Below are 20,165 nucleotides of genomic sequence, written 5' to 3' on the forward strand. Positions count from 1 at the left end.
CTGAAACTACTGAATAGTGAAGTGTTTTTTTGGTGCTTTTTCTATAGTTCTGTTCTACTTTTACACCCTCAAAATAAAATAGCGAAGTTGCTTTTATATACTATTAAGGTGCAAGATTCTCCTCTTATTTTCACAAAAACAATCAACTTATTTCATACAATTAAACTAAAACCACAGCCATTATGGATTATTTATTTTTAAAAGGCAGAAGGAAAAAACCTAAAATTCCTGACAAGAACAATTTTCATATTTGGAGCATCTACCAGAAAAATCCACATTAAAAAATCAATAATTAATTTATATAATTTAAAAGCAAAAAATATGGCTATACAAACTTTAAACACCATAAAACAATGGTTTAGAACGGGCTTAAAACCAACACAAGCACAATTTTGGGATACTTGGGATTCTTTTAGGCATAAAAGCGAAAAAGTTCCTGTTAAGGATATCGAAGGAATTAACGAATGGCTTACAGAAGCTATTCCGGAAATACCCAATATAAGTGGAAATCCAAACAGGCTAACAAAAATAAAGCAGGATTCAAAAGGTAAATCAAATTTAGCAGAGTCAAATATCACTGACACAGGAGATAAAATAAACATTAATTCTATTACAGAAATTGATAGTCAGATTAATGGTGAAAGCGGTTTAAAATTTACTCAATTAAAAAACGAATCAAAAACGATAAGTGAAATTGTATTTACTCAAGATGTGATTCCAACAGCTGGGATTGATGGAACAGCTTATTTTCCCTATGGAAATACAGTAAAAAAAGTAAACTTAGATAAAACTATTATTGATTATTATTCTTTTCCCGAAGGATATTTAATACGTGGTAAAATAATAGCAAGTCCTAACAATGGAGATTTATTTCTAATTTTATTTGATGGAATTTCATCCTATTCTTTAATAAAATTCAATGAAACTGGTATTTTATCTGTCCTAAGATCTTCCATCTTGAGTTATTATTTTTTAGATATTGATAAAAATGATAATATTTATATACAAGAAATAGGTTCGCAGAAAATATTTAGAGTAAATACGATAACATTAAATAATAGTGAATATTATACCGGTAATTTAACACTAGGCACTTTAGGATTTGATTTGGAATCGAATGGTTATTTTTTCGATTATGATAATCGCAATTTAATTTATAAAATAGATGCAGAAGGAAGAGTATCGAATTTTGCAACTCTCAACTTTGAAATAGGAACAGGCTGCACAAAACCAGATGGGTCGCTATATGTTACATCAAATAATGATGATGACAAAAATATTTATTCGGTAAATAGTACTCAAAACAATGTATTTGCCTCATTGACCTATAGATCATTCGAACTTCATGTTGCAGAAAATGGTTTTCTATATGTCCATAATAATGACTATGATAATGGTTTAGTCTATAAAATTTCTCCTAGAGGTGCGGTTCGTCTTTTTGGCAGTGCGGGAAATTCTCCCAGATATATGGCAGTAACTAAATCTGGAATAGTTTATATCAGCAATAGCGCTTCATATAATCTTATAAAAATTGCCAATCATGATGCTGAAAATTTATTGACATTAGATGAAAATGGAAATGTTATATTATCTGATAAAGAATTTACTGCAAAATCTGATTTTAAAACTATTAATGGAGAATCAATAGTTGGTGCTGGTGATATAGTCATAGATTCTCAAGATATAACATTACAAAACCTGATAGAAACTGATAGCAACGTAGCAGAAAAGAAAAATGAGAACGGCGATATTGTAGGTAATGTTGTTTTATTACAAGGGTCAGGACTATTTTTACAGACTTATTTTACAGTGGAAACCGGCTCTGGGGATTATAAAACAGTATCGGATTTAAGTCTGACGGGAGGAGCTTTGAAGATGGGTGTATATACTGGAGTTAATGGAGAAAATTATGGAAACATAACTGTTGGAGGGGGTGGTATATTGTTTCAAGCTAAAATAGGTGCAAATCAAACTCAATTAACTTTTGAGACGCCAATGTATAATGATGGGGCTACTATTCTTATTCCATCACTACCAACTACAAGAACATATAAACTTTCAGTAGCTGAAGTTTTTGATAGCAATATAACGACAAGGCTTAATAAAGACGCTTTAAATTCTCTGTACACACAAGCTAGAAAAGGTGATAAGATTCATTGCTTAGACATAGAGGAAGGTGGAAGAATTTACGAAAAAACCTCTACAGGATGGGTAGAATATGTAATAAATGTGCTTCCTTAAAAATTTAAATCAAAATTAATCATATGAATAAACAAAAAATTGCAGTAATCGTTAGTCTTTTAATTGTCATAACAGGATTCCTCGACACAAAATTCGATCTTTTACAAGAGGCAGGATTATCATTGGTATTTATCAATAGAATTAAACTACTGGGTCTGTTTTTATCAGCAGCATTGCCAGGAATTACTCCGTTATTTTCTAAAGAAGAAGAGTAAAAACTAATTTTAAAATGAACGAATAAAAATCTAATCTCATTTAGGCAATACACCCGGAATTCTAAGAGAATAAGTTTTTTCTAAAAATCTTGGGTGTATACAGAACATTGAGCTTATCAATCTATCACATATAATTTAAAAGAAAAAACATGGCTGTACAAACATTAAATACCATAAAACAATGGTTTAAAACTAGTTTAAAACCAACTCAAGCTCAATTTTGGGATACTTGGGATTCATTTCGTCATAAAGATGAAAAGGTTCCTGTACAAGACGTTCAGGATTTAAACGAATTGCTTTTAACTAAAACCGGAAAGGATGATTTTAAAACAATTAACGGACAACCAATATTAGGATCAGGAGATTTGGTTATTAGTAACCAAACCTCGACATTAAATGAGATTTTAGCTTCTGGAAATCAAGGTCTTGACAAAACAATAAGTCTTTCAAACGGACAAGAGCAGTTTACCGGAATATCAGGAGGATCAGCAAATTACAGCAATTTACCTTTTCAGAGAACGGGTGGAATATCATTTAATGAAGTTTATTTTCAGGACAATATCAGCAGATCACAATTAAACTTTGGAATTAATGGTGATTACACTGGTAGAATTGGCATTATAAATCTTGATGCCGTTGAAGGAGAATATTCTTTTTTTGATAAAGAAACTGCAATAAATTTAAAGTTGGGAGATAATAAAGTTAATTACACTTTTAATAGCACCAACAGACCTGCCGGAACTTACGAAGTTGCCACATTAAGCGATATTGCCGGGGGAACACCCGTTTCTGAAACAAAGTCCGGTATAGTTGATAATACCTCTTTGCAAGAACTTGGAGGCGCTGATAAATTAGTCAACGGCATCAGAATTGGTCAGGGTGAAGGCACCGGAACTTCAAATACTGCTTTTGGTATGAATGTTTTATCTGCAAATACTAGTGGTTCAAGTAATACTGGTATTGGCTCTGGAGTATTAAAAACAAACACCACAGGAGAATCAAATACCGGATTAGGAGATTCTGCCTTAAACACAAATACAACAGGATCTTACAACGATGCTTTTGGAGGATATGCCTTGAGCAAAAATACTACAGGTTATGCTAACACCGCAGTTGGTGGATATGCACTAGCAGAAAACCAAACATCACAATACAATGTAGCGATTGGCTGTAATTCACTATCAACTATGATATCAGGATTAGGGCAATCTACTGCTATTGGAGCATATTGTATGTCTGATGCCACAAGTACAGATAAAAATGCCGCTATTGGCACCTTCGCTTTGCGTTACAATACAGCAGGATTTTCTAATACAGCTGTTGGGCATACTGCTCTGGGGTTAAATACCACTGGAAATTCAAATAGCGCATATGGTAACTATTCTTTGGGAGCTATAACAACAGGAGTTGCCAATATTGGAATTGGAAAATATGCTGGAAGATATGTTGCCACGGGAAACAGCAACATTTATATTGGTTCAGAAGGAGTTGTAGCAGATGCTCAGGCTTCCGGCATTATAAATATAGGAAATAAATTTATTTCAAAAGATGCAAAAATATCCTTAATAGGAACTCTTAATGTAGGAACAGCACACGTTTATGAAAATAATACAACGGCTTTAGCAGGCGGTTTAATTGCCGGAGATATTTATCGAACATCTACAGGAATATTAATGATCGCCTATTAATATTTATGGAAAACAAAAAATAGTTTTCTATCATAAAATCATATTCTTTTCTATTAATACATCGAAGTCTATTAAAGCGTTAAATGCTCTTTAGACTTTGATGTATTTTTATTAAACGCCAAATACAACCTATCCGAATAGTAACAGATACAAGATCAAATTACTCTTCAACATACCTAATCAGGATTGATTGGTAAAAACTTTAAACTACTAAAAAACAACAGTTTAAACCAGTTTTATTTCTACTGAAACTACTGGAAACGAAGGTTCAGTTTTTCGTTTTTCACACTCTTCTGCCCTATTTTTACATACTGTAATTTTCAATATCAGTCTCTGTTACAGATACGAAGTTACCTCCTGTTTTCAGAATATTCAGAAAGTTCAAACCTCAACTTTAGAGATCATCCTTAATTATCATATTAACAATTAACACTAAACCAATCATGGATTATACACCAAGAGATTTAGGAGAAACGCCTAAAACACCAGACATGAGTAATTTCAAAAATCCTCTGGGACAAACATCTGAAGCAAGCATTTTTATAGAGAGTTTCAATATTACACCTCTAAATGTTTCCGAGAAAAATGAAAGCCTTTCCGATGCCCTAAAAAAAGAAAGCAGAGACAGCGCAATTTAGATCTTCAAGAAATATCAAACTTATTTCAGCTTAAATAAAATCTCTAAAAACCATAAAAATGCCTGACAAAATAGCCATCCAAAAACTAAAAGAAAAATACGGTACAGTATTAAAACTTACCTCAAACGATCAATCAACTACGACTTACTGCAAAAAACCATCCTTCGACACATTTTTAAACTACCAAAATAAATACAACGACAATCCGCATGAAGCGATCCTGTTTTTATTTAAAGAATGTGTATTAGATCAAGAAAATTATGATGACGAATTCATGCTTTCTGCAGGGAATTCTATTGTAGAAATAATCAAAAAAGATAGTGAATTCACAATAAATGCAACGCCACAAAAAGATGAATTCAAAAAATCGGCTGCACTTATCAGGGCTGCTTTTCAGGTAGATCCCTATCAATTAGCCATAGACGAGTTTTATAAATTACTGGAAGAAGCGCTTTGGCTACAAAAACATACCGAAAAAAGAATGGAAAATACGCTCATGACCGCATTTGCACAAACATTTTCAAATTAAAATAAAAATAAATAATTATGAAATTCAATTTTAACGTAAACGAAATTTTAGACACTAAACAAACCGAATATACGGGCATTAATTATAACGATTCTGAATCAAAGGATTTTATTATTGATAAATCAGGTGGCGAATTCAATCTGAGAGTTTTTGCTCCTTTGGTTTTTGAACCTCTTGTAAAAAGCGATCTTAATTTACCAAGTCTTCGAATAGATGCTGTTACTGTAAATCTAAATCGTTCAAAAACCATTAAAAAAGAAGGAGTTGAAGGAAGGGATTCAACAATCAAGGAACATATCACAAATGGCGATTTTAGTATTTCTATCGAAGGATTAATCGCCAATGAAACTGGAGATGAATATCCAAAAGAAAAACTTTTCCTGTTGAAACAATTCCTAAATGCGCCATATTCTTTACGAATTACACATGCAATCCTAAACCGTTTTGGTGTTTATGAATTAGTAATCGATTCCTACTCAATTCCTTCTATTTCAGGAACAAAAAATATTCAAAAATTCACTGCCAGCGCAACATCAGATGAAACTGTAGAACTAATAATTAGAGACAATGCTTAAACTAAATGCTAAAATCAGAGTTTACGAAACAATAGGACTTATCCCCACGCCCAAGTTTTATGAATTTACTTATGTAAAAAATGTAGCGATAAGCAGTTCGTACAAATCACTTACAGATACGGCAACTATTGTAATGCCGCAAAAAGTATATACAGATACAAAGGGATTCGATCAAAGCTTATTTGCAAATGCAAGCGGCGAACAAAAAACAATTCACGACTTTTTTAAACTGGAAAATTTCATAGAAATATTTCTAGGTTATGATGGTAATTACAAACCCGCATTTAGAGGTTATATTACAGGAGTACAATCAGATACAAATGCTACAATATCATGTGAAGATGCTATGTATGCTTTTAAAAAAGTAAAAGCGGTAAAAGATGATGATGTTCAGGACAAAAATGATGTTTTGAATATTGTGGCAACAAATCCAACAACAAATGTTGAGAATTTTAATCCTAAAACTTTCTTTGAAAAAAGAATCAAGGAACTCAATTTACCTTTTAAAGTAAACGCGCTTGACGAAGAATTAGGAAATATCATGATTAACAGAAATCATAGTCTGGCTCAGGTTTTTGAGATGCTAAAAGACAAAGGAATTTACACTTATTTCAAAATCGAGGATGCCGCGCCAGTACTTATGATTACCAACAATCCGCAACAACATACAATAACCGAATTAGCGGGTTTTATTGATCGAAATTTCATTAAAAGTCCTTTAGCAGGAGCACTTGTCAAAAAGTTAATTAATAAGGGACTTAGTCTTTTAAGTTCGAAGTTGAATAAAATAGCTCAAACCCTTACGGGAGGTTTTTTAGGAAAAGCAACTTTTAGATTTCGATATAATATTATTGAAGATAAATTAGTAGTTGTGAACGAATCTACAAAAAATACCCGCATACGAGTAGAAAAATACTTTAAAAATTCTAATACACCAATTTATATTGAATTAGGCGATCCAAATGGTCAATTAATAAAAACACATGTTTTGCATAGTGATTCTGATGATTTGCCTAAAGATCCCACAGCTTTTGAAAATGCAGCAACTAAAGTAGCCTCAGAATTGTATCAATATGCCGCTTTGAGGGCAATGGAATCTAAACCAAGCGGATTTGAAGGCTCTTTTCTCACATTTGGTGAACCATTTGTGCGACCTACAGACAAAGTAATCCTGGAAAATGCAAAGGATAAAGAAAAAAACGGAACATTTCAGGTGGAGAAAGTAGAACGAAGCTACGGCGAAAACGGTTACAGACAAAGGATTTTTATAGGACGAAGAGTAGAAACAATATAAAGAAACATTAAAAATGGGAAATATAACCGATTTAATAAAAGACGTTGCCGGTAAAAATCAGATTATCGAAACTTTTGCGGCAAAAGTCATCGAAATAAATAAGGAACCTGAATCGCTCCATAATCCGGAAGATGCATATACCGTAAACATTATGCGAGCTGACGGCGCAGTCATTAAAAATGTACGACTGAAAGCTTCAATTCTGGACTTGGAACAAGGAATTGTTACAATTCCTAAAAAAGACAGTTGGGTTTTAGCCACAATAATTGACGGAGTAGAAACTCGTGCATTTATTTCGCAATATGCTGAAGTCGAAAGACTAATGGGAAGAATACAAGTTCCAAGCGATCCTAAATTATTTCTGGATTATAGTGCTGATGGCAATAAACTGCATATCCGTTATATAAACACAGATATCGCAACAGAAACTAATGAAACTAAAATTCTTGATGTTGCTAAAATAGAGTTTGACAAAGACAAAAACTTTAAAATTAGTTATTTTGATGACAATGAAAAACCATTGGCAACTACACTTTTTACTCCCGATAGTCTAACAACGACTTTTAATTCTATTGAAAACAACGAAATAAAAGAGCGATTGGCTTTGGCTGTTTCTAAAGATGCTGTTTCTTTCACATTCAAGAATAATACAGGCAAAGAATTAAATTCTATGGTTGCAACTCCTGAAAAGTATACTATTTTATTAAAAAATGATGATGATAAAAAACAATCTTCATTATCAATTGAAAAAAATAAAATAGCAGGATACTTATTTGAAGATGATGAGCTAAAAAAATTAGCTTTTGAACTAAATGGAGAGACAGATAGTATTCGATTAAAAAAAGACGATCAAAATTTAATTGAACTAAAAGGAAAAACAACCATTACTATAAAAACTGAAGGTGATATTAACATAGAAGCAAAAAATATTAATATGAAATCGACTGAAAAGATTAATATTAATGCGACAGGAGATACCACTATTAGCGGAAATAACGTAAAAATCAATTAACATGGCAACCAAATATGTATGTAATGGCGCCTTATGTGCCTGTGACAAAGGTTCTGCGCCAGGTATATTAGATGTGAAATCTCAAACCAACATTTTCATACAGGAAAAATTGATGGCTACAGATGATGATACAACTTTCCAAACTCCTTTTTTTGGAACTTGTGCTGCAAATCAAAATAAACCTTGTAGTCCCGCTATAGTGACTAAATGGGAAAAACCTGCCAGTAATGTAATTGAAATTGATAAAAAAGCACTATTAGAAACCTCAACTGTAAAATGTACAATTGGAGGAACGATTACTATCACAGATCCACTTCAAACCGGAGCGAAAATAGTAATCTTTGATGATTATTCTTCTCCAGCAATAACACTTTTAACAAAGCAGATATTAAGGGCCAGCTGGAAAAATTCAGATTTAGAGAGTGAAATAGATTCTGCAAATATTGGAGACAAAGTGAGTTTAGTTGTAGAAACAAAAAATTACAAAGAAGGAGAAACAATCGTAATTATAATTGATGAAGTAAACGGGAAAGACATCAAAGAAAACACCAAACTATTAAAATTTAGTGGTGACATAAATGCAGATGGTATTGCCATTTTAAAAGAAGAAGTTTTACTTGAAAATATAAACTAGCAACAAAAAATGGATAGAACATTTAGAATAAAGGAAGTTAATGGCGATACTAGTTTTCAAGATAAAACATTAGTTGTTGAAAAAAAGAAAATAAATCTCCTGATAGCTCTCGAATTAGGAGGTAAGTCACAGTTTGACAGAACTTTTAATGATATCTGGAAAGTTGTTAAATTAAATAGTATAGATATTGATTCTATAAAAGAGTTAAACGTAAAATATGATTATAATAATATTTGCATTGTTCATCATGGTAATGTATTTTCGGACACGGCGCTGGGATTCGCAAAAAGGGTAGAATTGATGTCATATCGAATGAAGGAAATAAAAAATGTAATTTCAAAATTAGAACCTCCAATTGAAATAAACGAAGCATATGCTGTCAAAATATTTGATAAAAGCAAGACTGTTTATAAAAAAGGAACTAAATTAACTGAAATAAAAGGTTTTCTGGGACTCAAACTATTAATAGGGCAATTACTGGAGGACGGCACTTTTATTTCGGTAGCTTGTAATGAAGCTGATGATGCAGATTTCTTAAAAGAACTTGCAGATTTCACAGATAAAAAAATTAAAATATTGGGTAATACTAATTTTTCTTTTATTGATGATGGGCGTGGTTTTAAATACAATAATTTAACCCTTGATGCCTATCACTCCATTTTAAACAGTTATTTATCATCATCATGGCAAAATAAAGATGGCTGGATCTATTATGATACCGAAACCAATAAGTTAGAAGTTACTAAAAAAGAACTTTGGCTACATAGTATGGGTAAAAAAATATATACCTTGTTAGCCAGAAATAGTACTTTAACTCAAAAACAAATTGATAAAGAGCATTATGCTCAATTGTACTTTTCTAAGAAATACGAAGTATTTCATAAAAAATATGTCACAACAATTAGTTATGAAAATTGGAAAAAAGAAATGGAAAAAAAATATGAAGATTTTAAATAAATCAGCAATATGAAATTAAAGAAAATCTTATCCGGAATATGTTTATTTCTAACATTAGTAAATAATGCGCAAGAAAAAAAATTAAAGGAATTAAGAGAAATTTACTGCGATAATAATTGTGAATTATATCATGAAAACTTAAATTTACTTAAAAGCATAGTAAACTTGCCGCCACCTCCGCCACCACAATTAATTGAGAAGCATACACTTGTGCCCTTTTTCAAAATTCCATTAGAGAAAAGAAGAACGTTATTCCCTTTTTCACAATACGATTCGATTTATGTTGTAACACCAAAATATTATGAGGATAAAGAACCTCGGAATTATATAAAATCAAAATTCCATGATTCTAAAACATTAGTTACAGAAGAACAAATGAATAAAATTTCAGAAATTCTTTTTAACTATTACGAAATAAAATACAACAACTTTACTATTCTGAGTTATAGAACAACGGGGTGTACTAGCATAGAAGATACTTATCCTAAAATTATTCTGCTATTTGTAAAAAACGGTAGAAACAAAGACTATATCGCATTTCCTAGCCAGATATTTCGAAGAACAAGTTTTACTAATAAGGAAGTAGAAGGTTTAGACGTCTGTGCTGAAAAAGAAAAAATGATAATGGAAATGTTTGGTGTAAGTCTAGAAGAATCAAGTACCGAACAAGTATTAGAAGACGAGCCAGGCGTATTACGTGATGAGTATAAAGAAAAATAATTTTCTTTTTTTTTAACACAGGAAGTATCAAAACACAATGAACTAAAAATGTAACAAAAAAAAAACTGCAACAAATATGTTGCAGTTTTTTTGTTTTAATTCAGTTTCTTCCTAAAAGCCTCTTCCATCTCGTAGAATTTACTTTCTAGATCATGAATCTTTTCATAAATATTTATAGGATCGGGCATTTGTTTAGACGCGTACATACTTGCGTACCAAACTTCCAGAATATCTTCGGCATAAATCGAATACATTGGGTAATTTCCGTCTCTGTTATCTGATTTCAGGATTAATTTTCCGCTTTCCCTAATTCGGTTTAAAACCCTTTTTACCACCACTCCGTCATTCTTACTAATGATAACATAAATTCTTCCGTCGAGAATATCATCAAAATTATCGACATATTTTCCAAAAAGATAATCACCGTCGTGTATTGTTGTTGACATCGAATTTCCTTTTATTTCAAAACATCTAAAAGTTCCGTTTTTTAGCATTGGCATACTAAACGATGGAAGGCTTTCCATATATTCCGGATCGGCATATCCGTCTAAATAACCCGCTCGGGCTTTTACGCCAACAAAATTAATATTTTCTTCACCGTCTTCATTTACGGTAATAATCTTTGGAAGCTTTAAACCAACTTCTGTCGTTGTTGTTGGATTAACAAAAATTTCATTACTCTCTCCAAAAAAATAATCCGGATTAACGTTACAATGAGTTATTATGCTTTGAAGCAGATCAAATCCTGGTTTAGTTCTTTTTCTGTCTCCATCAGCCTGCAATCTGCCAATTGTGATACTATCTATTGTAGTACTGGTTACTCCTATCAACTTCGCAAATGAGTTATTGTTTAACTTCATCTCATCTATAATACGTTTTATCTTAGTATGTATTTCCATGTTGTAATTGCTTATGTTTTTATTGTGTAATATGTTTTGTTTAACATAAAACATTCCACTATATGTTGCAAAATTAAATAATATATAATAAATAATCGCAATCTTTTATAATTATTTTACAAAACACCTGATTTTCAATGCATTTGTAATCACTTTCTTATTGAATTACTTTAATATAAGGCAGGATTCAGTAAATCATATTACTGAAACTATTGCATTTTTTAATGTAATATGTTGTATATTTTAAAACATATGTTGTATATTTGTAAAAAAATAATCCATCATATGATTCTAAAAGACTTTTATACAGAAAAGAAGATCGCGATCGAAAATGAGTTTTCTTCCACAGCACCAACTGTACATTTATACAGTGATGCTATTTTTAAAACTGCAATTACAGAACCTGTAGTAATGTTTAAGTACGATACAATTTCCTGGGAAACATCATCTGAAAAAAACTATAAAGCTGATGTCTCTTTTTGCCTTTATATTGTACTTCCTGTGGGAACTATTGCATCAACAAGTTACGAAAATGTATTTGAAATTGCACACAGAATTGACAAAGCCGTCTTGTCACATACCGCAAGTAATTCTATTATTGATACTAATTCAACATTTAAAGTAAAAGAAAAGCAATGTAATAACGAAGATGTTCATTGGGATAAAAATGATTACTTCATTTGGGAAATAACATATAAAACGACCTTAATAGAAAATATCTTAAAAAAGAAATACATCCTTTTTAATAACGGATTAAGTAATGAAGCTCTTGAAGAACTTGGATATAATTTAACAACAGATATTATAGCAATAAACCCTAATCAGGTTGAAGGAACTATAGATTTAAATACCACAATATAATTCACATAAAATAAAAAAATGTCAAACTTAAATACCACACTTTTACAAAATATGACATAAAACTACCGCAGCATACTATTAACAATTTTAAATAAATAAAATCAAACCATACTTTTTTAAAATCCCAAATATGAAAAGAAGCAGAACACTATTAGACAAAAGGAGAGATTATGTGATCAACTACCTAAATAGAAATCAAGCTAAACAAATGAAAGTTGTAGTATCTGAACTTTCGGATAGTTTGTTCCTGACAGAACGCACTATTTATACTATAATTAATGAAGGGCTTGCTACAGAAGCCAGAGCTTAAAGCACTGAAACTACTGGTTTTGAGAATCAAAAAAATTGGAAAAAGCCATCTTAAGACTTAAATTTGTACACGATGGGAAAAGCAAATTTACGTCTTGGCCAAGAGTAAAATCCAATTAAAACCAGCTTACAAGAAACGTCCAAAAATACTAAATCTACTTTTTGGATTCTACAATAAGAATACTTTTTTAATACATTAAAATCATTTACAACTACAAGTTTAAATACTTGTTACAGCCAATCTTTTGCCTTTTTTTAAGCAAAAACAAATTTTAAACATTTAAAAACAATTTATATTATGAGTACATTAAACGATGTGGTAATTACCAAACTATCAGGCGGATTAGGAAGAAGAAATCCGGAACAAGACATGGTTTCAGGTTTACTTTTTGATGGAGTTGCCACTACAAAATTAACAGTGAACAAAATTGAGCGTTTGGTTTCATTAGAAGATGCTGAAGCATTAGGAATTACGGCTGAATATGATGTTGTTGGACAATCTGCTTATTATCAAATTCAACAATTTTTCAGAATGAACCCTTCCGGTGATTTGTACATTATGGCCACTACAGGAAGTTCATATGAGGATATCGTAGGAAAAGCGATGAATATGCAAGAGCAGGCAAACGGAAACATTCGTCAAATAGCAGTGATTTTTAGTGGCGCAACGGCATTTACAGCAACAAAAGCAGCTGTTACAAAAGCGCAGACACAAGCAGCACTTGGTTATAAAGATTATATGCCATTTGAAGTAATTTTAGAAGGGAAAGGTTTTAATGTCGATGATGCTACTTCTTTAGCCGGATTAAATGCTGAAAACGTATCTGTAGTTATTGCCATGGATGTTGAAAAGGCGTTTGAACAAAAGGTGTATCACGAAGGAACATCAACACTTTATACTTTAGCTCCTGACGAAGAATTAGTTCCTGAAGTAAATATGCCAGGTATTTACAACGTAAAAAACGCTGATGGTTTAAAAGAAGGAGATGAAGGTGTTCTCTATTTTGTTTTAAAATATTCATACAAAAATACAGCAGCAGTTGGATTAGCATTAGGAGCTGTATCAAGAGCAAAAGTATCTGAAAATATTGCCTGGATCGAAAAATTCAATCTTACCGGTGAAGGTTTTGCAAAAGCAGGTTTTATTGGCGGACAGGAAATTAAAACTCTTGGAACTTTAAGCGAATTAAACGAAAAAAGATACGTTTTTACAAAAACGCATACTGGTTTAGCTGGTGTTTATTTTAATGACAGTCATACTTGTACAACTGGTACATCTGACTTTGCCTATGTAGAAAACAATCGTACAATCAATAAAGCAACGCGCTTGTTACGTACCGCTTTATTGCCAAAATTAGCTTCTCCGGTTTTAGTAGATATTGATGGTAAATTACCACAATCAGTGTCAAAAAGCTTTGAAGGCTTATGCAGAAGCGCTTTAGAAGGAATGGTTGCAAATCAGGAAGTTTCTGATTTTGATGTTTATGTAGATCCAAAACAAAATATTTTAGCCACTTCAGAATTAAGAGTTAAAGCAGAAATCACTCCACTGGGAACTGCTCGTAAAATTATGGTTGATTTAGGATTTAAAAATCCTTTTGGAATCGACAAAGCATAATTTATTGAATCTATTACAATTCAAATAAAAATAAAAATTCAACAATTATATCGCCAAAATTCATTTGTTACAAATACAAATGAATTAAGGTGATAGCTCCTGAACGTTATCAGGATTTCTAAAAAAATAAAACTACATATGAATAAATTACCATTAATTAACGGACAACAACACAGCTGGTCATCAATTGAAGTAAGTATTGCAGGTAATATCGTTACCGGAATTACAGCTGTAAACTATAGCGATTCAGTATCTAAAGAAAACCATTACGGAGCCGGAGATATGCCAGTTCACAGAGGTAGAGGAAAATATGAGGCAAAAGCTTCGATCACTTTATACAATTATGAAGTAGAAGCAATTTTGGCAGCTTTACCAAAAGGACAAAGATTGCAGGATATCAATCCTTTCAGCATCATTGTAAGCTACTTAGATGACAGCAACGAAGTAATTACGCACACAGTAAGAAACTGCGAGTTCAATTCAAACAGCAGAGGAATTAGTCAGGGAGATACTAAAATCGCGGTTTCTTTTGACTTAATCTGTTCTCATGTTGAGTGGAATTAATCTGAGAATGAACTTCTTAAACAACTAAACCACAATCCCCTTCCCTATTTTTAAAACCGACTTAAAAGAGATTACCATTATCTATTGCGTTACGCAAAAAAGAAGTTCAAAGAACATGATTTTTGTATGCATACTTTTATATCTGCTCTTTATTCGTCCGTTTTAAAAACGGGGAATTTTCTTCAAGAGGTTGCTTTGAGCTTATTTATCTCAAAAAAAATAACTCAGGCAGCCTCTTTTTTATCATACAATCAAAATTCGATTATTCAATCATAAAATAATACATCCTTTTAAAATGGAAACAACAAACCCAAAAACCGCTGACGTTCTTGACGGAAATATTACTCAGGCTCAATTAAACCAATGGAAATACAAGCATAAAAAAGTAGTAAAACTGACGATTGCAGATGATGACGAAACTATTTTATTTGCTTATTTCAAAAAACCGGATATCAGTATTCGTTCTGCCGTATTACAAGCGTCAAAAATGGACGAATTTAAAGCGCTGGAAGTATTATTCAAAAACTGCTATTTGGGCGGAGATGCTAAAATTGAACAGGAAGATGATTTACGCCTCAATATTACCACAGCATTTTCAGATCATATTCAGCCGAAACCAGTAAAAGTAGAAATACTCTAATAATATCCACTCTTTTGCCTTTCCTTAAAACTCTACCAAATGAATATTAGAAAACATAACATCCAACTCAACGATACCAGCGAATCTGAAATGGCAAGGTTTAGACAAATTATGCTTGGTATTTGGCGTCAGCAGATTGAAGATGATAAGAACTCAATAGAAATGCTTAAATTCGTTAAAGAAAATCACGAAATATTAAATAAATTCGATTCGCAATATACAAATGTGCTTAATGATTCTGATAAACGAGCCTTGGGAAATAATGTAACTATAAATTCTAAAGGATATGTCACGAAACTTATAAAAAAAGAAGGCTCAAATAGATTTTTTGATGAAAATGGAACAGAATTATTTTTTAATGATCCCAAAATTACAGACAAACATATGTTGTATGGATATTTTGAAGTTAAAGATAAAATATTTATTCCTATAATAAATGTGCTGGATAGAATCAAAGCTGCAGGAGAAATTAGTCCGAATGTCTCAGGAAGTTACAAAAATATTTCAGATTATATTAAACTGGCTATAAAATCAAATGAAGATTGGGATTTTCCTATAGGTTTAAAAATGGAATATAAAATCTCAAACGAAGAAATGAATAAAGCAGGGTATAATGGTGGTTCTCGAACTTATTTTAAGTTTGGTAAACATAATATCATTTATAATATTGCCGATGCAGGTCAGTTTTTATGGGGTAATGCTGTGAGTAATTCAGGTTTTCTTTTGGAGTCAGCTTTAGAAGGAGTAAATAATTATGAATATTTGTTCTCAGGATTTCAGAATGGGGATTCGGCAGAAGATACACAGGCGATTAAAAATGGCTACAATTATCAATATTATAATCAAAAAGTAAGAGGATGGGATCAAGAGTAAATCAATTACCACTACTACTATTTTTGCAATCTCCTTTTTTGTGTTTCTCAGGATTTTCAAAAATAAAAGTTGTCTTATTTTTTCTTTTGTTTTTCTGATTATGAATTTAATATTTTTATGCAAAATGTTTTTGTATTTTGATAAATTTCCAGAAAATTAAATACAAATTTGACTCATCATAAACCCGTTTTTCACCGTAGAAAAACGGGAATTTTTTTACCATATCTGAATTTCAAACTACAATATAAATTCAGAAAAAGCATAATACATCTTACTGAAACTACTGACATACAACAACATATTACTTTCAAAACACACAATTTTGGTGTATTTTTACAGTGTTCTTAAAAGATATATCACTTTCTTAAATGTGATGATAAAAAAGAACTTTCTCGGATTTATTTACGGACTTTTTTTAGCTGTATATAAATTTTAAAACACAAATAATCTTACTGAATAATAAAAATCCTGATTGTCTTCAAACAATTCTAAAGGATTTTTATTCTCAAAATTGAAATCATTAATACACACAAATATGGATCAAACAACAAAAAAACACATTGATTTGCTTCATCCTTCGGTTAGGGAAGAAGTTACCAAAATCATAGAGGAATGCGACCTTGCCCTTACGGGAAAAGCAAAAGTGCGCATTACGCAAGGACTCAGAACTTTTCAGGAACAGGAAGATATTTATGCTTTTGGACGAACAAAACCAGGAAAAAAAGTTACGAATGCAAAAGGCGGTCAATCTATTCATAATTACGGATTCGCCGTAGACATTTGCCTGATTATAGATGGAAAAACGGCTTCGTGGGATACGGCAAAAGATTGGGATAACGATAAAATCTCTGATTGGCAGGAATGTGTCAAAATTTTCACCAAATACAACTGGAACTGGGGCGGCGACTGGAAAACATTTAAAGATCTTCCGCATTTTGATAAAAAAGGATATAGTGACTGGAAAATCCTCAGTAAACTAAAACGTGACAAGAAAAACTATGTAATCTTATACAAATAAACCTATGAAACATTCAAAATTAAAACGCCTTGCATTATTAATTGCCGTTTCTTTTGCAATTTCTTCCTGTACCTCAACCAGAACGGCATTATTCGATCAATATTCTTATGAAAAAACAATTGAGTTAAAAGTTGAAGCAACAAAATTAATGAGTAAAGCTACTACGCCTTATAACTCTCATAAAGAAGAAGTTGAAACTCTATTACGCAACATCGAAAAATTATCCGAATATGAAAAAAACAAACCCAATAATGAAATCACTTTTGAAATGTGGAAAGTTTTAAATGACAAAGAAAAAAATCTTCTTGTCGGATTTTTCAAACGCTGGGAAACAAAAGGAATTTTATCTCCGGTTTTTCTGGATGAATCAAAAAAACAGGTTTTAGATGCTTTGGATTTGTTGATTCAATATGAAAGTAAAAAAGACAAAGAATCAAAAGATGCACTTTTAGAATTAATCAACCTCAACACATAAACTATGAATATCGATCAATTAATAGAAGAGCTGAAAAGCAAATTAAAAACTATTATAACAAAAAGTTATAAAGATATCAAACCCGAATTAGAAAAAGATCTAAATGCATTTTTAGAAGCATCCAGGGAAAAACTGGAACGCTGGATTTTTCTTTTATCAACCGGAGATATAACCGAAGAAGAACTGGAATGGCTTTTAAAAAGTCAGCTTGATTTAGTCGCATTACAGGCATTACAAACAACAGGAATTTCAAAAGTAAAACTGAATGCACTGAAAAATAATATTTTAAAAACCATTTTTAAAATTATTCTGGAGCTGATTATTCCGGTTGTTTAAAGTCCTATTTTAAAGAACAAAAAACAAGAAAAATTGCCTCATAACAAATTGACTACAAGGCGTTTTTAACACAAAACACAACTTACTGAAACTACTGATTAGCAAGCCTTAAAATCTTGGTTAACGAGAAATCAAGGCGTATTTTTACAGTATCAAATAAAACATCATCTTTTAATTATGGCGCGCAAATCTAAAGATGATTTTATCCGAAAAAAACATCTTATAAAAACAACAAATAATAACGATATGAAAGATTTTATCATCGAGGATGACTTGTTAATTATAAAAGGGGATTTTGCAATTAATGAGGCAGATCAACAAAACATAGAACATTTACTATTAACTCAAAAAGGAAGTTATAAGGAATTTCCAATTCTTGGTGTAGGAATTAAAAAATACATCAACAGCCCGGACGCAACTTCCAGGCTTAGACTAGAAAACGAAATAGACAAACAATTATCGTATGACAAATTTTATGTAAAAACATTAGATGTCAACGATTTACAAAACATTAAAATCGATGGGAACTATTAAACCACAGGAAAACCAAAACATTTTTGACATTTCTTTACAAGAATATGGAAGTATAGAAAAGGTATTTGACCTTTTAGAAGACAATGATCAATTCAATCTTACAGATGATCTTTCTGTTTATGAGGATTTAAAAATAGGCAGAGAAGCTTTTAAAAAGGATATTGTTGAATATTACAATTCAAGAAACTTAAAACCTGCAACTTCTATCACAGACGAGGAACAATATTTACTGGATAATTTCTCCGGAATTGATTATATGATTATTGAAGATGATTTTATCATTTATTAGTCAATATTCTTAAATATAAATACCGAAAAAGTCGGTGCTAAAACTTCTTCTTTTTAGAATCTCTAAAAGATAAACTACGCTCTGTAGTATTTACAAAAAAATCATAAACAATTATCTATAAGCATTTTATACATGTCTTACAGGCTAATCTATATTAAAAAATTAAAATATGGCACGTACAATTGCTGAAATACAGAATGAAATTCTGAGCGAAAAAGATAAACAATCCTCTTTAAGCGGTTTAACTGATTCAAAAGCTGCGATTTGGAAACTTTGGATCAACATTGTCGCAACTGCGATTTGGGTTCACGAAAAAATAGTAGAAAAAAATGCGCTTATTTCAAGACCTCACACCTTAAACTGGTATCGTGAACAGGCTTTAAATTTTCATTATGGAATTTCCTTAGATCCCGATTCCAGTAACGGAATATCGCTGATATGGAAGGAAGGTGCTTATCAGTTTGATACTACAGGTCTTACAGATACCGAAATTGAAAATTCTAAAATAATCAAACATTGTGCTGTAAGTGAAATTGATTTAGAAACGGTATTAAAACCAAAAAAAGAAATTGAAGAAATTTTCTCTGATTATTTCCATAATAAGGTTGGAGTCGTTTTTATAAAAGTTGCTACTGTAACAGATGATAAAATTTCGAGAATTGATGTTCCAAACGAGCTTTTTGCCTTTAAGGAGTATATCGCCAAAATTAAAGATGCAGGAAATCAGGTTTACATCACATCTGATCAAGGCGATAATCTAAAATTAAGCCTGAATGTTTATATCGATCCTTTAAGCATTTTTATCAATCCAAAAGACATTGGATATTATCAGTTAAAAAGTTTAAACAGAGATTTAAAACCGGAGGAACTAATCAAATTAGAGGAATATGAAACAGCTTTGGAAGCCGAGCCGTTAGATCCAAGAAATGGTTCTTTAATATTAAAAAATGAGGAATTTCCAGTATTAAATGCTATCAAAGATCACTTAAAAAATATTGAGTTTAATGGTGCTTTCGTAAAAACTTATTTGGTTGATGCGATTCAAAAAGCTGAAGGAATAAAGATTCCAATATTGACTAAAATCGAAACTGCCTGGGCAACAAATCCCAGTGATGAACCAAAGGCTCTTGCGGATGTAACAAAGATTGAATATTTCATTCCAAACGCAGGTTATTTTGATATGGATTTGTTTCAGGTTGAGATAAACTATATTCCTTACACATTCTACCGCGATAAACAATAGTCT

The 20,165-nt window shown here is 31.5% G+C and carries 24 protein-coding genes; 23 read left to right on the forward strand and 1 reads right to left on the reverse strand.

Going from position 1 to position 20,165, the window contains the following annotated elements; translation table 11 throughout:
• The first annotated feature begins 321 nt into the window (after positions 1 to 321).
• The 11 genes from ACHZDT_RS14850 to ACHZDT_RS14900 all read left to right on the forward strand — a co-directional run bounded on the left by ACHZDT_RS14850 (position 322) and on the right by ACHZDT_RS14900 (position 10,503).
• The gene (locus tag ACHZDT_RS14850) at positions 322 to 2,241 is read left to right on the forward strand and encodes a hypothetical protein (protein WP_394775403.1); all 1,920 of its coding nucleotides are present in this window, start codon (positions 322 to 324) and stop codon (positions 2,239 to 2,241) included.
• Between the two features lie 23 nt (positions 2,242 to 2,264).
• Positions 2,265 to 2,456 carry a hypothetical protein gene (locus ACHZDT_RS14855; protein WP_394775404.1) on the forward strand — a complete coding sequence of 64 codons (192 nt, stop codon included), beginning with the start codon at positions 2,265 to 2,267 and terminating at the stop codon, positions 2,454 to 2,456.
• A 149-nt stretch (positions 2,457 to 2,605) separates the two neighbouring features.
• Complete coding sequence (locus ACHZDT_RS14860; protein ID WP_394775405.1) at positions 2,606 to 4,144, forward strand: hypothetical protein; 1,539 nt, start codon at positions 2,606 to 2,608, stop codon at positions 4,142 to 4,144.
• 443 nt (positions 4,145 to 4,587) lie between these two features.
• Positions 4,588 to 4,782 carry a hypothetical protein gene (locus ACHZDT_RS14865; protein WP_394775406.1) on the forward strand — a complete coding sequence of 65 codons (195 nt, stop codon included), beginning with the start codon at positions 4,588 to 4,590 and terminating at the stop codon, positions 4,780 to 4,782.
• 58 nt (positions 4,783 to 4,840) lie between these two features.
• Positions 4,841 to 5,311 (forward strand): hypothetical protein, encoded by a 471-nt coding sequence (locus ACHZDT_RS14870; RefSeq protein ID WP_394775407.1) that lies wholly within the window; start codon positions 4,841 to 4,843, stop codon positions 5,309 to 5,311.
• Between the two features lie 17 nt (positions 5,312 to 5,328).
• Positions 5,329 to 5,886, forward strand: a complete 558-nt coding sequence (locus tag ACHZDT_RS14875) for a DUF6046 domain-containing protein (protein WP_394775408.1) — start codon at positions 5,329 to 5,331, stop codon at positions 5,884 to 5,886.
• Positions 5,879 to 7,180: a hypothetical protein gene (locus tag ACHZDT_RS14880; protein WP_394775409.1), complete on the forward strand. Its 1,302-nt coding sequence runs from the start codon at positions 5,879 to 5,881 to the stop codon at positions 7,178 to 7,180. Before ACHZDT_RS14875 ends, ACHZDT_RS14880 begins: the two co-directional genes overlap by 8 nt.
• Before the next feature lie 13 nt (positions 7,181 to 7,193).
• Positions 7,194 to 8,192 (forward strand): hypothetical protein, encoded by a 999-nt coding sequence (locus tag ACHZDT_RS14885; protein WP_394775410.1) that lies wholly within the window; start codon positions 7,194 to 7,196, stop codon positions 8,190 to 8,192.
• A gap of 1 nt (position 8,193) precedes the next feature.
• Positions 8,194 to 8,826, forward strand: a complete 633-nt coding sequence (locus ACHZDT_RS14890; RefSeq protein ID WP_394775411.1) for a DUF4280 domain-containing protein — start codon at positions 8,194 to 8,196, stop codon at positions 8,824 to 8,826.
• A gap of 9 nt (positions 8,827 to 8,835) precedes the next feature.
• Positions 8,836 to 9,783: a hypothetical protein gene (locus ACHZDT_RS14895; RefSeq protein ID WP_394775412.1), complete on the forward strand. Its 948-nt coding sequence runs from the start codon at positions 8,836 to 8,838 to the stop codon at positions 9,781 to 9,783.
• 9 nt (positions 9,784 to 9,792) lie between these two features.
• Complete coding sequence (locus ACHZDT_RS14900; RefSeq protein ID WP_394775413.1) at positions 9,793 to 10,503, forward strand: hypothetical protein; 711 nt, start codon at positions 9,793 to 9,795, stop codon at positions 10,501 to 10,503.
• 95 nt (positions 10,504 to 10,598) lie between these two features.
• Here the strand turns inward: ACHZDT_RS14900 and ACHZDT_RS14905 are convergent, their stop codons facing one another.
• Positions 10,599 to 11,402: a S24 family peptidase gene (locus ACHZDT_RS14905; protein ID WP_394775414.1), complete on the reverse strand. Its 804-nt coding sequence runs from the start codon at positions 11,400 to 11,402 to the stop codon at positions 10,599 to 10,601.
• A gap of 285 nt (positions 11,403 to 11,687) precedes the next feature.
• Between ACHZDT_RS14905 and ACHZDT_RS14910 the strand changes: the two genes are divergently transcribed.
• The 12 genes from ACHZDT_RS14910 (at position 11,688) to ACHZDT_RS14965 (ending at position 20,162) form a co-directional block, all read left to right on the forward strand.
• Complete coding sequence (locus ACHZDT_RS14910; protein WP_394775415.1) at positions 11,688 to 12,263, forward strand: hypothetical protein; 576 nt, start codon at positions 11,688 to 11,690, stop codon at positions 12,261 to 12,263.
• A gap of 130 nt (positions 12,264 to 12,393) precedes the next feature.
• Positions 12,394 to 12,573 (forward strand): hypothetical protein, encoded by a 180-nt coding sequence (locus ACHZDT_RS14915; protein ID WP_394775416.1) that lies wholly within the window; start codon positions 12,394 to 12,396, stop codon positions 12,571 to 12,573.
• Between the two features lie 297 nt (positions 12,574 to 12,870).
• Positions 12,871 to 14,190: a DUF2586 domain-containing protein gene (locus ACHZDT_RS14920; RefSeq protein ID WP_394775417.1), complete on the forward strand. Its 1,320-nt coding sequence runs from the start codon at positions 12,871 to 12,873 to the stop codon at positions 14,188 to 14,190.
• 138 nt (positions 14,191 to 14,328) lie between these two features.
• Positions 14,329 to 14,754: a hypothetical protein gene (locus ACHZDT_RS14925; protein WP_035684757.1), complete on the forward strand. Its 426-nt coding sequence runs from the start codon at positions 14,329 to 14,331 to the stop codon at positions 14,752 to 14,754.
• A 295-nt stretch (positions 14,755 to 15,049) separates the two neighbouring features.
• Positions 15,050 to 15,394, forward strand: a complete 345-nt coding sequence (locus ACHZDT_RS14930; protein ID WP_394775418.1) for a hypothetical protein — start codon at positions 15,050 to 15,052, stop codon at positions 15,392 to 15,394.
• Between the two features lie 39 nt (positions 15,395 to 15,433).
• A complete protein-coding gene (locus ACHZDT_RS14935; RefSeq protein ID WP_394775419.1) occupies positions 15,434 to 16,267 on the forward strand; it encodes a hypothetical protein in 834 nt (277 codons plus the stop codon).
• A 535-nt stretch (positions 16,268 to 16,802) separates the two neighbouring features.
• On the forward strand, positions 16,803 to 17,285 hold the full coding sequence (locus ACHZDT_RS14940; protein WP_394775420.1) for a M15 family metallopeptidase: 483 nt from the start codon (positions 16,803 to 16,805) through the stop codon (positions 17,283 to 17,285).
• Positions 17,286 to 17,289: 4 nt separating this feature from the next.
• Complete coding sequence (locus tag ACHZDT_RS14945; RefSeq protein WP_394775421.1) at positions 17,290 to 17,760, forward strand: hypothetical protein; 471 nt, start codon at positions 17,290 to 17,292, stop codon at positions 17,758 to 17,760.
• 3 nt (positions 17,761 to 17,763) lie between these two features.
• Positions 17,764 to 18,096: a hypothetical protein gene (locus ACHZDT_RS14950; RefSeq protein ID WP_394775422.1), complete on the forward strand. Its 333-nt coding sequence runs from the start codon at positions 17,764 to 17,766 to the stop codon at positions 18,094 to 18,096.
• 246 nt (positions 18,097 to 18,342) lie between these two features.
• Positions 18,343 to 18,630, forward strand: a complete 288-nt coding sequence (locus tag ACHZDT_RS14955; protein ID WP_394775423.1) for a hypothetical protein — start codon at positions 18,343 to 18,345, stop codon at positions 18,628 to 18,630.
• Positions 18,587 to 18,919, forward strand: a complete 333-nt coding sequence (locus ACHZDT_RS14960; RefSeq protein WP_394775424.1) for a hypothetical protein — start codon at positions 18,587 to 18,589, stop codon at positions 18,917 to 18,919. The genes ACHZDT_RS14955 and ACHZDT_RS14960 overlap by 44 nt, the downstream gene beginning before the upstream one ends.
• Before the next feature lie 169 nt (positions 18,920 to 19,088).
• Positions 19,089 to 20,162: a hypothetical protein gene (locus ACHZDT_RS14965; protein ID WP_394775425.1), complete on the forward strand. Its 1,074-nt coding sequence runs from the start codon at positions 19,089 to 19,091 to the stop codon at positions 20,160 to 20,162.
• The last annotated feature ends 3 nt before the right edge of the window (positions 20,163 to 20,165 follow it).

It is taken from the genome of Flavobacterium sp., from assembly GCF_043722275.1.
Lineage (GTDB): Bacteria > Bacteroidota > Bacteroidia > Flavobacteriales > Flavobacteriaceae > Flavobacterium.